At 53.3% G+C, this 15,179-nt stretch carries 13 protein-coding genes; 9 read left to right on the forward strand and 4 right to left on the reverse strand.

Annotated features, from left to right (window positions below):
- Positions 1-220: 220 nt before the first annotated feature.
- Positions 221-2,839 carry an EAL domain-containing protein gene (locus tag RAL91_RS05195; protein ID WP_306260329.1) on the forward strand — a complete coding sequence of 873 codons (2,619 nt, stop codon included), beginning with the start codon at positions 221-223 and terminating at the stop codon, positions 2,837-2,839.
- Between the two features lie 32 nt (positions 2,840-2,871).
- Here RAL91_RS05195 and RAL91_RS05200 read toward each other — a convergent pair whose 3' ends face one another.
- The 3 genes from RAL91_RS05200 to RAL91_RS05210 all read right to left on the reverse strand — a co-directional run bounded on the left by RAL91_RS05200 (position 2,872) and on the right by RAL91_RS05210 (position 5,286).
- Positions 2,872-3,591, reverse strand: a complete 720-nt coding sequence (locus tag RAL91_RS05200; RefSeq protein WP_306260330.1) for a spermidine synthase — start codon at positions 3,589-3,591, stop codon at positions 2,872-2,874.
- A gap of 30 nt (positions 3,592-3,621) precedes the next feature.
- A complete protein-coding gene (gene dapE, locus RAL91_RS05205; RefSeq protein WP_306260331.1) occupies positions 3,622-4,806 on the reverse strand; it encodes a succinyl-diaminopimelate desuccinylase in 1,185 nt (394 codons plus the stop codon).
- A gap of 69 nt (positions 4,807-4,875) precedes the next feature.
- Positions 4,876-5,286, reverse strand: a complete 411-nt coding sequence (locus RAL91_RS05210; RefSeq protein WP_306260332.1) for a DUF805 domain-containing protein — start codon at positions 5,284-5,286, stop codon at positions 4,876-4,878.
- A 203-nt stretch (positions 5,287-5,489) separates the two neighbouring features.
- Here RAL91_RS05210 and RAL91_RS05215 point away from each other — a divergent pair, with 203 nt between their 5' ends.
- From RAL91_RS05215 to RAL91_RS05225, 3 genes are all read left to right on the forward strand, one after another.
- Entirely contained in the window at positions 5,490-6,680 is a 1,191-nt protein-coding gene (locus RAL91_RS05215) for an alpha/beta hydrolase (protein WP_306260333.1), read from the forward strand.
- Between the two features lie 281 nt (positions 6,681-6,961).
- On the forward strand, positions 6,962-8,224 hold the full coding sequence (gene soxC / locus RAL91_RS05220) for a sulfite dehydrogenase (protein ID WP_371932525.1): 1,263 nt from the start codon (positions 6,962-6,964) through the stop codon (positions 8,222-8,224).
- A complete protein-coding gene (locus RAL91_RS05225) occupies positions 8,208-8,867 on the forward strand; it encodes a c-type cytochrome (RefSeq protein WP_306260334.1) in 660 nt (219 codons plus the stop codon). The genes soxC and RAL91_RS05225 overlap by 17 nt, the downstream gene beginning before the upstream one ends.
- 145 nt (positions 8,868-9,012) lie before the next feature.
- Here the strand turns inward: RAL91_RS05225 and irrA are convergent, their stop codons facing one another.
- Complete coding sequence (gene irrA, locus RAL91_RS05230; protein WP_306262788.1) at positions 9,013-9,420, reverse strand: iron response transcriptional regulator IrrA; 408 nt, start codon at positions 9,418-9,420, stop codon at positions 9,013-9,015.
- 431 nt (positions 9,421-9,851) lie between these two features.
- On the opposite strand from irrA, the gene fabA reads away from it, so the two are divergent.
- The 5 genes from fabA to RAL91_RS05255 all read left to right on the forward strand — a co-directional run bounded on the left by fabA (position 9,852) and on the right by RAL91_RS05255 (position 15,112).
- On the forward strand, positions 9,852-10,361 hold the full coding sequence (gene fabA, locus RAL91_RS05235; RefSeq protein WP_306262789.1) for a 3-hydroxyacyl-[acyl-carrier-protein] dehydratase FabA: 510 nt from the start codon (positions 9,852-9,854) through the stop codon (positions 10,359-10,361).
- A 32-nt stretch (positions 10,362-10,393) separates the two neighbouring features.
- Positions 10,394-11,608 carry a beta-ketoacyl-ACP synthase I gene (gene fabB / locus RAL91_RS05240; protein WP_306260335.1) on the forward strand — a complete coding sequence of 405 codons (1,215 nt, stop codon included), beginning with the start codon at positions 10,394-10,396 and terminating at the stop codon, positions 11,606-11,608.
- Between the two features lie 32 nt (positions 11,609-11,640).
- A complete protein-coding gene (gene fabI, locus RAL91_RS05245) occupies positions 11,641-12,456 on the forward strand; it encodes an enoyl-ACP reductase FabI (RefSeq protein WP_306262791.1) in 816 nt (271 codons plus the stop codon).
- A gap of 176 nt (positions 12,457-12,632) precedes the next feature.
- Positions 12,633-14,363: a polyhydroxyalkanoate depolymerase gene (gene phaZ, locus RAL91_RS05250; protein WP_306260336.1), complete on the forward strand. Its 1,731-nt coding sequence runs from the start codon at positions 12,633-12,635 to the stop codon at positions 14,361-14,363.
- 2 nt (positions 14,364-14,365) lie between these two features.
- The gene (locus RAL91_RS05255) at positions 14,366-15,112 is read left to right on the forward strand and encodes a M48 family metallopeptidase (RefSeq protein WP_306260337.1); all 747 of its coding nucleotides are present in this window, start codon (positions 14,366-14,368) and stop codon (positions 15,110-15,112) included.
- The last annotated feature ends 67 nt before the right edge of the window (positions 15,113-15,179 follow it).

A 15,179-nucleotide genomic window follows, 5' to 3' on the forward strand; every position in this document is an offset into this window, starting at 1 on the left:
ATTTGTTTTGAATTCTCTTATGCTCATTAACTGTTTGTTATAGTTGAATTGTAGCTTTGTTAGCCGTGTCACTTTGTCACCGCAACAATAAAGATTCTCTTTATTATTTATGTTCTATAGCGACGATCACAAATTTTGCTATTGTGTCTATGAATAGTGGTTATGTTTTCAAAACCCCTTGTCGATGGAGCGCAAGAGAAGATTGACGAGAAGGCATACAATGACGATACCCGCACCCATCCCATCTGATGAAGCCGAACGCCTCGCGACCCTGCGTCGCTTTGCAATTCTCGACACCGAGAAAGAGCGGGCCTTTGATCGTATCACTGATTTTGCCGCCAAAAACTTTGACGTGCCTATTGCGATTATCTCGTTGGTGGATACGGATCGGCAATGGTTCAAAGCATCATGCGGATTGGATACCGGGCAAACACCCCGTGATCTGGCCTTTTGCGCTTATACAATTCTGTCTGATGACGTGCATTTCGTGCCCGATGCAACCAAGGACAAGCGCTTTGCGAAACATCCTCTGGTCACCGGTGATATGGGCATCCGGTTTTACTGCGGTGCGCCACTCATCGCTGAAAACGGTCAGCGGATAGGGTCTCTGTGTCTCATTGATACGAAGCCGCGGCCTGATTTTACCAAGGATCAGCAGGAGCGGTTGGCAGAACTTGCTGCAATGGTGGTTGACCAGATGGAAATGCGCCTGGCCACCGGCGATGTCCTTCAGGAGATTGAATATCGCCATGAGGCTCAGCATAAGGCAGCCGTTACCGAGCGTCAGATGAGAGCCCTGATTGAACATGTTCCCACTGGCATCGCCCTGGTTGACAGGAACGGACATTACCTGGCGACCAGCCAATCATGGCGCGCGTTTTTATCGTCCGTTGAGGCGAGCAAGAGCGACCACGATATTCTGGACTTCAAGAATGTGCATCCCGGATGGTTAAGGGCCTTTAAAAAGGCCTTGAAGGGAGAGACAACGCTCAACCTGGAAGACGCGGTTCAACTGTCTGATGGAACAGTGGAGTATTTGCGGTGGGAAGCATGTCCCTGGAAATCCGGAGGTGATGAGATTGAAGGTGTTGTGATTTCTGCGACCCTTGTATCCACGCAGGTCCTGGCACGCAAACACGCTGAAAACCAGACAGAAATGCTGAATGCAGTGCTGGAAAACGTGAAGGACGGGGTCGTCGCTTGTGATGCTGAAGGCCGTCTGACCATGTTCAACCACGCAACGCGTGTTATGCACGGGATCGACTGCAAACCGTTGCCACCGGAGGAATGCTCTGAATTCTACAGTCTGTTTGAAGCAGACGGCACCACACCGCTAACGGCCGAGCGCGTTCCTCTTTTTGAAGCCTTGGCGGGAACTTCCATTGTGGATCGGGAAATGTTGATTGCCCCGAACGATCTTCCCGAACGGCATATTGTTGCGCAGGCGTCGCAGCTTTTGAATCCTGACGGCACGTTGCTGGGGGCGGTCGCCTCAATGACGGACGTCACAGCACAAAAGCATGCTGCGAATCAACTAAAGGCCAGCGAAGCTCATGCCAATTATGTGGCCTTCCATGACACACTGACAGGCTTGCCCAACCGCGCCAAGTTCCGCCAGATGATTGAGCACAAAGAGAACAGTCTGACAGATCAGATGACGGCTGCCTTCTTCCTGGATCTCAACCAGTTCAAGGCCGTCAATGATCTGATGGGGCATAAAATCGGCGATGATCTATTGAAGCGCACGGCCGACGTGCTGACCGAAATTGCAGGCAGCGAAGCATTTGTCGGGCGTCTTGGCGGTGATGAATTTATTGTCTTCAAGCCTGTGATGGACAGCGAAGAAGCAGTGAAGTTAGGCCAGCAGATGGTCCACGAAATCAGCAAGCCAATGGTACGTGGCGGGCATACGGTTGCATCCGGAGCATCGGTTGGCATTGCTTTGTATCCAGAGCATGGCGAAGATCATGACGAGTTGATGCGTCGGGCGGATTTGGCCATGTACAAGGCAAAGTCACTGAGTGACGGCAATCCGGTTCTCTTTGATCCTGTGATGGAACTGGAGACAATCCAACGGCGTGCGCTCGAAATGGAACTCGGACAAGCCGTCAACAACAATGAGCTTGAGGTCTATTTCCAGCCAATTGTTGACGGACAAACACAGGAGACTGTGGGCGTTGAGGCGCTTGTGCGCTGGAACCACCCCACCCGTGGGTTGGTCTCCCCGGTCGAATTCATTCCCGTTGCAGAAGAAAGCGGCAGCATCGTGGAAATTGGTGACTGGGTGCTGCGCACGGCCATGACAACCATGGCAAACAGGCCGGAGCTGTTTCTGTCGGTCAATCTGTCTCCCGTCCAGTTCCGCGATGCCTTTCTCGTTGAGCGCGTGTTTAACGCCGTGGACGAGACGGGGTTTGATCCCAAAAGACTGGAACTGGAAGTCACTGAAGGACTGTTGATTTATGATGCCAGCGTCGCACGGCGCACCATCGAGACCTTCAAATCCAGGGGTATACGGATCGCGCTGGATGATTTTGGTACAGGTTATTCCAGCCTTGGCTACATTCAGAGCTTCCCATTTGATAAGGTGAAGATCGACAGATCATTTGTCTCCGATATCGACATCAACCCTCAATCGGCAGCCGTTGTACAATGCGTTGTCAATCTGGCAGCATCGATTGGGATGGAAGTGACTGCGGAGGGAATTGAGACCAAAAGTCATGAAATGCTTTTGAAGTTCATCGGTTGCAACACACTTCAAGGCTTCAGATACGGAAAGCCTATGCCTGCCGCCGAGTTTGAGGCTTTCAGCAACCAAAAGAAGAAGAAGCTGGCTTGATCATCAGCAAGTTTGCAGCTGCGCCATAGGTTTCAATCTGCTGCCTGAGCCAGATAGACCGTCTGAACAAAATCCTTGTTTTGCAGCGGATTGAAAAAGCTCACAGTTTCAGCGCTTGCGCTGTCAAAAATACCGGCCAATCTTGCGGTAAAGCCATCATCTGGCAGATCGTTTGACCACAGGCCAAACACGCCGCCGGGTTTCAGATGCGTGCTCAGCTTTTGCAGACCTTGCGGTTCATAAAATGAGGCATTTTGCGGATCGAGCAAAAACTCTGGCGAATGGTCGATATCAACAAGGACAGCATCAAACTTTCGCGCAGGCGCAGCAGGGTCAAACCCTTCTTTTGACGCTGCCATGGCAAAGAAGTCTCCCAATTCAAACCGGTTGCGCGCATCTGCTGTCAGTTCCGGTCCCAGCGGCAGCAAACCATCTTGATGCCAGTCAATAATGGCCTGCAAGGCATCAACCACAATCAGCGAATTGACACGCTGGTCTTTCAGCACGGCCTGCGCTGTATAGCCAAGACCAAGACCACCCACCACCACGTCCAGATGATCGCCATTCAAAAGCGCCAATCCCAGATCAGCCAGCGCAATTTCCGATGCCGTAAAGCGATCCGACATCAGAAACTCTTCGCCCAGTTTAATCTCGATCACATCTGCCTGGAGCACCGGGTCGCGGCGGCGGCGCAGGCTCAGTTCGCCAATGGGGGTTGGCTGGAAGGCAAGTTCTTCAAAGGAAAGGCTCATGGGTTTGCCTTTCTCGGGCAATTTTCAAATTCAGGAAAAATAAGTGTCCAGAAAGCTGCGATAAATCCGCGTCAATTGGTCCACATCATCAAGATCTACACATTCGTCAACCTGATGCATGGTCTGGCCCACAAGACCAAACTCCACCACCGGACAGTAATTCTTGATGAATCTGGCATCAGACGTGCCACCGCCGGTAGACAGTTCCGGCTTGCGGCCGGTTACTGACCGAACGGCGTTGGACAGGGCATCAATCAACGTGTCGGACCGGGTCAGAAAACTGTCTGACAGATTGTCAATGAATTTTAAATCATAGGAAATCGGGCTTTTATCCGCGCTGCGGAAGCGATTGTCAGACACTGCTTGATCCAGTCTCTTCTTCAACTCTGCGGCAATTGTTTCCGGGGTCCACTCATCATTGAAGCGCACATTGAACAGAGCCGAAATACTGGCCGGGGTGACATTGGAGGTTTCATTGCCGGCATCAATGCTGGTGACTTCCAGATTGGTTGGTTGAAAGCGCTCATTGCCGCTATCAAGCGGCGGGTCCATCAAACCACCCAACAGCCCGATGATGCTGCGCACCGGATTATCCGACAAATGCGGATAGGCCACATGCCCCTGTATTCCGGTGACTGTCAGTCGTCCGGTAATGGAGCCACGGCGCCCGATTTTAATGGCGTCACCCAGAACCGATGGATTGGTCGGCTCGCCCACAATGCAGTGATCGAAATGGTCACCCTTATCTGCGCACCATTGCAGCAGCTTGACGGTGCCATTCACCGCCGGACCTTCTTCATCCCCGGTGATCAGAAACGATATTCTGCCTTTAAAGTCGGGCCTGTCTTTCAAAAACCCCAGGGCCGCTGCAGCAAAACAGGCAATACCGCCCTTCATATCCACCGCGCCGCGTCCGTAGAGAATATTGTTCTTGATCTCGCCTTCAAAAGGCCCGTGGGTCCAGGCGGACAAATCACCCGGCGGCACCACATCGGTGTGCCCGGCAAACACGAAATGAGGTCCACCGGTACCGATGGTTGCATAAAGGTTTTCAATTGTGGGCGTGTCCACATCCTCAAAGCTTGGGCGCGCAACTAAAAATCCGGCAGGTTCCAGCAGCGCTTGCAGGGTCGTCAGTGCCCCGCCTTCATCAGGCGTCACAGAAGGACATTTGATCAGGCTCTGAAGAATGTGGGTGGCGGAGTTTTGGGGCATAATTGATGGAACTCAGATGAAACAGAATGATTGTGGCAAGGGGCTGACCCTTGATGAAAGAGGCGTCTTTTATCTTGGCGGGACCATGCCGTATTTGTTTGGCTCATTGTTACCCTTCATCAATCCAAGCATAAGAAAGGCCAACAGGCCAATAGCCGGAAACAGGAACACGCAGGCAACAATGCCGGGCCAACCCAGATCATGCAGTCGTTTTACCGAAATGGCAAAAGTCACATAGAGCGACGCCACCATAATCATGAAAAACGGCGCCATCATTGCATCGGGCAGGAGAAGCTCGCCCTCGCTGGACAATTCGATTGAACCGGCAAACAAAATGCGAAAGGCCACAAGCGAGATACCCAGCAAAAACGCATTGGCCCACCAATACTCCTCCCGGTTCATGCGTCCGGAAAACTTCAGCATGGCCCAAAGAACATTATGTGTCTGGTTGCTGCGCTCTGGAGTTTGCTGGTCTGCCATTGGCTATTTGTTCCTGTTGAAGCGCGCCTGTGTGCAAGGCGGATTAAATCTGCTTTCGTGCGTTTGTCCCTTGCTAAACCCAAACTTGAATCAAAACAAGAAACCGCCATCATGCACATCTAAGTCCTGATGTGCCCGCCTGCAATCCGCCGCAATTTGGTCGCTAGGCTTTGGCAAAGAAAGTCTCGTTGGCGGATATGCATTTGATTAAAAGATTTTTCTGCCTGGCGCTGCTGCTGCCATTGGTTGGGTGCGCCTCGCTTGCGTCAACCGGCACCAGCACACAAGTGACCGGCAGCGTTAAGACAGAACACATTCTTGTGGCGACCACCCGCGCCCGTTCGGATGATACAGAGGAGTTTTTTTCCGGTGAACGCGGCGTTGGCCTCGACCATGCTGCCGTCTTTGTTTCCATACCACCGGGTCACCAGGCTGGCGCTTTGGAACGCCCGCGATACGGCCAGCCCTCTGCGGACCGGCATTTTGTCATTCGCGACCGCACCTATCTGAACAGCGATGAGGTATTCTCAAAAGCCGTCAATGCAGAGATTGCAACTCAGGAGAACAGCGATCGTGATGTGTTGCTGTTCGTGCATGGCTACAATACCGGTTTTTCCGACAGCGTCATGAGATTCGCTCAATTCGCGCATGATTCCGGCTTTCAGGGAACGCTGGTTTTGTTCACATGGGCTTCCAGGGGAAGTCCGCTGGAATATTTCTATGACCGCGAAAGCGCGACAATTGCGCGCGACGGATTGGAAAAAACCCTGAAGCTTCTGGCCGGAACAAATGCGCGCAAAGTCCATATCATGGCCCATTCCATGGGCAATTGGGTTGCGATGGAAAGCTTGCGGCAATTGCAGATCGCTGGCAATCCGACCCTTGGCGGCAAAATGGGAGAAGTGGTGCTTGCGTCACCCGATATTGATGTTGGGGTGTTCAAGGCGCAGATGCAACGGCTCGGCCGTCCGGAAAAGCCTTATAATCTGCTGGTTTCCAAAGATGATCGCGCGCTTAGTCTGTCGCAAAGACTGTCCGGCAATCAGCCACGCATCGGCAATTACGCTGAGGACACGGAAATCGCGGATCTTGGAATCATTGTCTATGATCTGACCAGCGTGAAATCAGATGATTCCCTGCGTCATGGCAAGTTTGCTCAGGCTCCGGAAATCGTGAAATTGCTTGGCGGCCGATTGAATGATGGCAATCAGTTTTCCTCAAATGACATGCGGTTTTCTGACCGCCTGCAAACCCTGACCCGCAATATTGGTCAGGTTGTCGCCACCACTGGTGATATCGTCATCCACACGCCTCAAACAGTGTTGACGCGACCCGACGAAATCCTGACGGCTCCCATTGAGGTGTTTGGCAACACTGTTAAATCCGTTCGATGATTCGCGGTCGTTTTCGATTCGCTGCGATAGCGGTTAGACCCAACAACAAAGACGGATAAATACCCTCACAGAGCGCATAAGACCCGTTGTGCGTAGCTCTATTTTCACATCCGGAATTCTTTACATTCAAAAAAAAGAATGTAATGATGTGTACACGAAATTCAGCGTTGAAATACGCCGGACAATGTTTGTGACACAGGGGAGGGCCTGATGTGAGCGATCAGAAAAACCGCCAGAATACAGGCACGGATGTGCAGCAGGATGGCTCAGGTTCGGACCCCATGAAAGGGCCATCCCGCCGTAGTTTTCTGCGTGCTGGAGCTGCTTCTTCGCTGGCTATGGGCGCAAGTCTTCTGGCCGGACAAAAGGCAGTCGCTGCCGGTGATCCCGCTATACTGGAACTCCAGGACTGGAACCAGTATCTTGGTGAGGGCGTTGACGCGCGCCCATACGGCACGCCCTCACCATTTGAGGAACAGGTCGTGCGACGCAATGTCCCCTGGCTGACGGCTGATCCGGTTTCTTCGGTGAATTTCACGCCATTGCATGATCTGGATGGGATCATCACCCCGAACGGGCTTTGTTTCGAGCGCCACCATGCGGGCATCGCCGAGGTTGATCCGTCACAGCATCGCCTGATGATCCACGGCATGGTGGACAAGCCGCTGGTCTTCACCATGGAAGATCTGAAGCGCTTCCCCAGAGAAAATCATGCCTATTTTCTGGAATGTGCCGCCAATTCCGGGATGGAGTGGCGCGGCGCCCAGTTGAATGGCTGTCAGTTCACCCACGGCATGGTTCACAATGTCATGTATACCGGTGTCCGGCTAAGCCATTTGCTGGCGGAAGCAGGCGTCAAACCCAAAGGCAGCTGGCTTTTGGCAGAAGGCGCAGACAGCGCCGCGATGACACGCTCCATACCCATGGAAAAGGTGCTCGAGGATTGTCTGGTTGCCTTCGCCATGAATGGTGAAGCCCTGAGGCCGGAACAGGGTTATCCGGTTCGGCTGGTGGTTCCGGGCTGGGAAGGCAATATGTGGGTCAAATGGCTCCGCCGCCTCGAAATTGGCGATGCGCCCTGGCAGCATCGTGAGGAAACCTCAAAATACACCGATTTGATGGCCGATGGGCGCGCAAGACGCTTTACCTGGGTCATGGATGCAAAATCCGTCATCACCAATCCCTCGCCACAGGCACCGTTGATGCATGACAAGGGCCAGACCGTTTTAACCGGGCTTGCCTGGTCGGGACGGGGAACAATTGCCCGCGTTGACGTCAGTCTGGACGGCGGCAAAAACTGGCACACGGCGCGGCTGGACGGTCCAAGCCTTGATAAATCGCTGCACCGCTTTTATTTCGATTTCAACTGGGACGGTCAGCCGCTGTTGCTGCAGTCACGGGCGATTGACTCCACCGGTTATGTGCAGCCCACCAAATCTGCCTTGCGGTCCGTGCGCGGCGAAAATTCGATTTACCACAATAACGGCATCCAGACCTGGCATGTCAAAGCCCCGGGGGAGGTGGAAAATGTCGAAGTTTCTTAAGGCATCAATTGCGGCCCTGCTGCTGAGCTCTCTCACCCTGCCTGCTTTTTCTGAAGGCCTGGGCCTTGGCCGGGTCGCCAGCGACGACGAAATTGCCGCCTGGGACATTGATGTGCGTCCGGATGGGACGGGACTTCCGCAAGGCTCCGGGACGGTTACCCAGGGCGAAGAAGTGTTCGCGGAACGTTGCGCTGTCTGTCACGGTGATTTTGGCGAGGGCGTGGATCGCTGGCCGGTATTGTCGGGTGGGCAGGACAGCCTGACCGATGATCGGCCTGTCAAGACAATCGGCTCTTACTGGCCCTATCTGTCCACCGTTTATGACTATATCAACCGGGCGATGCCATTTGGCGAATCCCAGTCACTGACACCGGACGAGATCTACGGCATCACGGCCTATCTGCTCTACATGAATGATATTGTGACGGATGAGGAATTTGAGCTATCGAAACAGAATTTTGCGTCAGTGCGCATGCCCAATGAGGACAATTTCTTCTTTGATCCAAGGCCGGATACACCAATTTTCAAAGCTGATGATCCTTGCATGAGCGAATGCAAGCCTGAGGTGACAATTACCAGCCGCGCACGTATTCTCGACGTGACGCCCGATGCGGAAGAAGGCGAATCCGGTTCCATTGACTGATTACCGATTTTGACGGTCCGGATGAGCTTACCGAACTGACCGATCTGACCGAACAGGGCGCACGTATTTTGGCGCGCGTCATCTGCATTTAATTTGCAAAATTTGGTAATTGGCATGATTTGCCGATCAGGCAAATAGGAGAGAATCAGCTTTTACGGCGGACCCGCACCACCACTTCAACACGGGTGATTTCCATGCCTTCCGGTGGTTCCGGCAGCATGCCCAAGGTGAAATTCTGTGCAGGGATATCAATGACCTCTTGATCATCTTCCACAAAGAAGTGGTGATGATTGTCGACATTGGTGTCGAAATAGGTTTTTGACCCGTCAACCGGCACTGCGCGCAGCAGACCTGCATTGGTGAATTGATGCAGCGTATTGTAGATGGTCGCCAGAGACACCTTGATGCTCCGGTTTTCCGCTTCCTCGTGCAGTGCTTCAGCGCTGATATGGCGGTGACCCTTGGAAAACAGCAGTTCCGCCAAGGCTACGCGCTGGCGGGTGGGGCGCAGATCATGGTCGCGCAACAGGTTTACAACACCCGTTTCAACCATCTCTTCCTGGATGTCAGCTTCGCCTTGTGTTTCAAAACCGGCCATCGGCCACTTACCTTTTCAATTAACCTGCCTGAACAATAGGCATTTTGGTGTCAAACCGCAAGGATTTGCTGCATCCGCGAAATGGCATTTCTCTGGGGTTTGAACTCAATTGGGAGATTGAATTGGCGTGTATAGAAAGCACAAATGCTATGAACAGATTGCGGGTAAGGCTGGGTGCCTTTTCAAAATCGGTGCAGCGGCAGTCGGGCATTCTATATAGTGTCCCTTCGGGAGGAGCGTGGTTTTGCGCCAGAACAAGTCTTTTCGTTGGCACATGCTTGTGTTAACGACAGCTATATTTAGGTGGTGTCTTCACATCATCGATACGTCTTAATGCCAGAGAAAGAGTTTAAGTGAGCGATAATCAAACGTCAGGCGACACACCGATCACGCGGCCATCTTCATTTGACAAGGCAGCCCTGCTGGAATGCGGTCATGGCCGCCTTTATGGACCGGGCAATGCCCAGCTCCCGCTGCCGCCCATGCTGATGTTTGATCGCATCACCGCCATTTCCGAAGAAGGTGGTGCGAAGGACAAAGGTCTCATTCGGGCTGAATACGATATAAATCCTGAACTCTGGTTTTTCACCTGCCATTTTGAAGGCGACCCCGTCATGCCCGGTTGTCTGGGCCTGGACGCCATGTGGCAGCTGTTGGGCTTCTATCTTGGCTGGCTGGGGGAACCGGGCCGGGGGCGTGCCCTGTCGGTGGGCGAGGTGAAGTTTTCCGGGATGGTAACACCCGATGTAAAGCTCATTGAATATGGAATCGAAATCAAACGCGTCATGCGCTCACGCCTGAAATTGGGCATCGCCGACGGCTGGTTAAAGGCTGATGGCGAGACTATCTATCAAGCAAAGGATTTGCGGGTTGGTCTTTTCCAGACTGAAGCGTAATCCGTAATTTTTGATCGTTAAAGGAGCCGACCATGAAACGCGTCGTCGTTACCGGCATGGGCATTGTGTCCTCAATTGGCAATAATAAAGCAGAAGTTCTGGATAGCCTGAAAACAGCTCGTTCTGGCATTTCCTATTCAGAAGAATATGCTGAACTGGGCTTTCGCTGCCATGTTTACGGCAAGCCAACCCTTGATCCATTTACAATGGTCGACCGGCGTGCTGCCCGTTTCATGGGGCTGGGTTCCGCCTGGAACTGGGTAGCCATGCAGGAAGCCATTGAGGATTCCGGGCTGGAACAAAGCGATGTCTCCAATCCACGCACTGGCATCATCATGGGGTCGGGCGGGCCTTCCACGAAGTCGGTTATTGAGGCGGCTCAGTTAACGGTTGAGAATAAATCGCCCAAGCGCATTGGGCCATTCACTGTGCCCAAAGCCATGTCGTCTACCGCGTCGGCAACTCTGGCGACACCTTACAAGATTATGGGCGTAAACTATTCAATTTCGTCGGCCTGTGCCACGTCCAATCATTGTATTGGCAACGCCTATGAGACCATTCAGGTCGGCAAGCAGGATATTGTCTTTGCTGGCGGCAGTGAAGATTTGCACTGGTCCATGTCCAATCTTTTCGACGCCATGGGCGCGATGACCAGCAAGCACAATGACACGCCTGAAACGGCTTCCCGCGCTTATGATGTAACACGCGATGGATTTGTCATTGCCGGTGGTGCTGGTGTGCTGGTTCTGGAAGAACTGGAACATGCCAAGGCACGCGGTGCCAAAATCTATGGTGAGATTGTCGGCTATGGTGCGACGTCTGATGGCCATGACATGGTCGCACCATCCGGTGAGGGCGCTGTACGGTGCATGCAACAGGCGCTGGCGACTGTTGAGGGCACGGTTGATTACATCAATACCCACGGCACCTCCACGCCAGTTGGCGACCGTAAGGAAATCGGCGCTATCAAGGAAGTCTTCGGAGAAAACATTCCCTTCATTTCTGCAACCAAATCACTGACAGGCCATTCGCTTGGGGCGACTGGTGTTCAGGAATCGATTTACTGCCTGATGATGATGGAAAACAGCTTCATGGCAGAAAGCGCGCATATCACCGAGCTTGATCCAGAGTTTGAAGGTGTTCCCATTCTGCGCGAGCGTAAGGACACGGAAGTCCAGATTGCACTGACCAATTCATTTGGCTTTGGCGGTACCAACGCAACGCTCGTTTTCCGCCGTGATGTGTAAAAGGGGCTAAAGTGACTGAGACAACAACGGAAATGCCGCGGTCGGCCGCTGGCCTGATGCGTGGTAAGCGTGGCCTTATAATGGGTGTCGCCAACGATCATTCGATTGCCTGGGGAATTGCAAAGGCTTTGCATGCTGAGGGAGCAGAGCTCGCCTTTACCTATCAGGGGGAGGCTTTCGGGCGTCGGGTCAAACCACTGGTGGAAAGCGTCGGGTCAGACATGCTGATCCCGTGTGATGTGGAAGATCTGGACAGTGTGGACAGTGTGTTTGACACATTGAAGGAAAAATGGGGCAGCATTGATTTTCTGGTCCACGCCATTGCCTTTTCCGACAAGAATGAGCTGAAGGGCAAATACGCCGATACCAGCCGGGGCAATTTTTCCAAAACCATGGTGGTTTCCTGCTTCTCCTTTACCGAAATTGCCAAACGCGCAGCTGATATCATGCCGGATGGCGGTGCGCTTCTGACGCTCACCTATGGCGGGGCAAGCCGCGTCATGCCGAACTACAATGTCATGGGCGTTGCCAAGGCTGCTCTGGAAGCTTCTGTACGGTATCTGGCCGGAGATTTTGGATCGCAGGGCGTGCGCGTTAACGCAATTTCTGCCGGACCTGTGCGCACATTGGCGGGGGCCGGTATTGCGGATGCGCGTCTGATGTATGATTTTCAGGAAAAGAACTGCCCGCTGCAGCGCAATGTAACCATTGAAGATGTCGGTGGCAGTGCGCTCTATCTGCTCTCGGATTTATCGCGTGGTGTCACCGGTGAAATCCACTTTGCAGATAGCGGATACAACATTCTGTCTATGCCCAGACTAGAAGAGCTGAAAGCCATGAAGTCCTAGAACACAGCGAATCTGCGGCATTCCGGCACCATGTCGGATTAAAATGCCGGATAACAACGCTTGTGTTGCGACTTTGGTCTGGTTTTGTGCGCAAAAGTCTTGCCCGATTCGGGAATCAGGCCCATATTGCAGTGCAGTATGAGTATTGATCCCCCCGAACACAAAGGCTGTCACACGTGCCCTTCTATCACTGGTATGAAATGAGTCACGCTGCCTTCGCACCTTTGCGTGCGGTCGCTGATGCAACAAAGCTTTATTACGACAATCCTCTCAATCCATTGTCCCACAGCGCAGTTGGCAAGAATGTATCCGCTGCCTGTGAGCTGTTTGAGCGCTCCACCAGGCGATATGGAAAGCCCGTGTTCGGTCTTGAAACAACCGAGATTGACGGTATTGAAGTTCCGGTTGTCGAAAAAACCGTATGGTCCCGGCCATTTTGCAATCTGGTGCGCTTTGAGCGCGCCAACCCAACCCGCCGCAAAACAGCAGCACCAGAACCGAAACTGCTGATCGTAGCGCCCATGTCCGGCCACTATGCAACCTTGTTGCGCGGCACAGTTGAGACCATGCTGCCCCATTATGATGTCTATGTCACCGACTGGATCGATGCGCGCGCAGTTCCCATGGCAGAGGGCAGTTTCGATCTGGATGATTATATCGATTATCTCATTCAGATCTTTGGCGTTCTGGGGAAAGGCGCACATGTCATGGCTGTTTGTCAGCCATCTGTGCCCGTTCTTGCAGCGGCCGCTCTTATGGATGAAGCCGATCACCCCGCCTTGCCAGCTTCATTGGTTTTGATGGGCGGGCCAATCGACACCAGAATCAACCCGACCGCTGTTAACAAGATGGCGGAAGAGAAGGATTTATCCTGGTTTGAGCAGAATGTGGTGATGACAGTGCCATTTCCGCATCCCGGATTCATGCGCACAGTCTATCCCGGTTTCCTGCAATTGACCGGTTTCATGTCCATGAATATGGACCGGCATCTCGATGCTCATAAGGAGTTCTTCAACCACCTTGTGGATGGTGATGGGGATTCTGCAGATAAGCACACCGAGTTTTACGATGAATATATGGCGGTCATGGACCTGACCTCGGAATTCTATCTTCAGACGGTTGATGCTGTCTTCATCAAGCATTCCCTGCCAAAAGGCGAGTTAACCTATCGTGGTCACCTGGTAGATCCGTCAGCCATTCATCGTATCGCCCTGATGACAGTCGAAGGCGAAAACGACGACATTTCCGGTGTGGGTCAGACAGAAGCGGCACACACGCTGTGCACCAATCTGCCCGAAGATATGCGTGCGCATTACATGCAACCGAAAGTCGGTCATTTTGGTGTTTTCAATGGCTCCCGATTCCGTTCGGAAATAGCGCCGCGCATTCGTGATTTTACAGCCACCCATAGCGAACGCCTGTCCTCAGTGAACGCTGCGCCGCCCGCACCAAAGGTTAAAGCAGCGCCAGCGGCACCAAAGGTGACAGCAGCGGCAAAACCAACCGCAACAGCCAAAAAGCCGCCTGCGGTGGCTAAAACCGCACCCGCGCCGGCCAGAGAACCGGTCGCAGCAGTTAAGAATGCGCCTGTTGCCGCCAAAACCCGCAAGGCGGCACCGAAGAAAGTTGCAGCCAAACCCAAAAATGATTTGGCGAGCTTGCTGCTTTCAAAGCCGCAAGGGGCAGCTGATGATCTGAAGAAGATTTCAGGTGTGGGGCCGAAGCTGGAAAATACATTGAACCAGACCGGTATCTTCCATTTCGCCCAGATTGCACGCCTCAGTCAGAGGGCAATCGATGAACTGGACGACAAGCTGGCATTTAAAGGCCGGGTTGCGCGTGATAAATGGGTTGAGCAGGCAAAAGCCCTGAGCGGTGCTGCCGCGAAAGACGAAACCGTCGGCTGAAAATGCTGTTTGCACGCAAACAGAAAAAATCGGAGCCGGTCGAGATTTCGCTGCGCCACGGGGACCAGACCATTGCGGTTGAATTGCGTCCCAATCCACGGGCACGGCGCTATATTCTAAAGCTTGATGCGAAGAACAGAAAAGCCATTGTGACTGTCCCCAAAGGGGGCAGTCGCAAGCAGGCGGAGCGCTTTGCCCGCGAGCAGGCGGACTGGATTGTCGAGCGGCTGGACAAACTCGAAGAACCGCTTCCCTTTGCCCCTGATATCCTGCTGCCGCTGCGCGGCGTCGAGCACCGGCTTGTGGCCACAGGGGCGAGCCGCGGCCTGGTTAAGGTGGTCGTCGCGGACCCTTTTACCGAGTTGCACGTAGCAGGTGCGCCAGAGCATTTTGGCCGCCGTGTACAGGACTATCTCAAAAGTGAGGCGCTGAAGGATTATCGTCGTCTGGTCGCGCATCACAGCCAGGCGCTTGGGGTACAGGCCAGCGCCATAAGGCTGCGTGATGGCAAGAGCCGGTGGGGATCATGCTCATCCAACAAGACCCTCAGCTTTTCCTGGCGCTTGATTCTGGCACCACCAGAGGTGCTGGATTATCTCGTCGCTCATGAAGTGGCGCATTTGCGGGAAATGAACCACGGCGCCCAATTCTGGGCTCATGTGGCTGCGCTCTGCCCGCAATACAAAACCCATCAGCAATGGCTGCGGACAGAGGGAACCCGGCTTTGGCGGTATGGGTCAAGCGGTTGATCCTGAAGCGGTAACATTTGCATGTGGGTCCTCGGAACAAGTCCGAGGACGACGGTAGTAAAGGTGA

The sequence above is a fragment of the Pararhizobium sp. IMCC21322 genome, from assembly GCF_030758295.1.
In the GTDB taxonomy this organism is placed as follows: domain Bacteria; phylum Pseudomonadota; class Alphaproteobacteria; order Rhizobiales.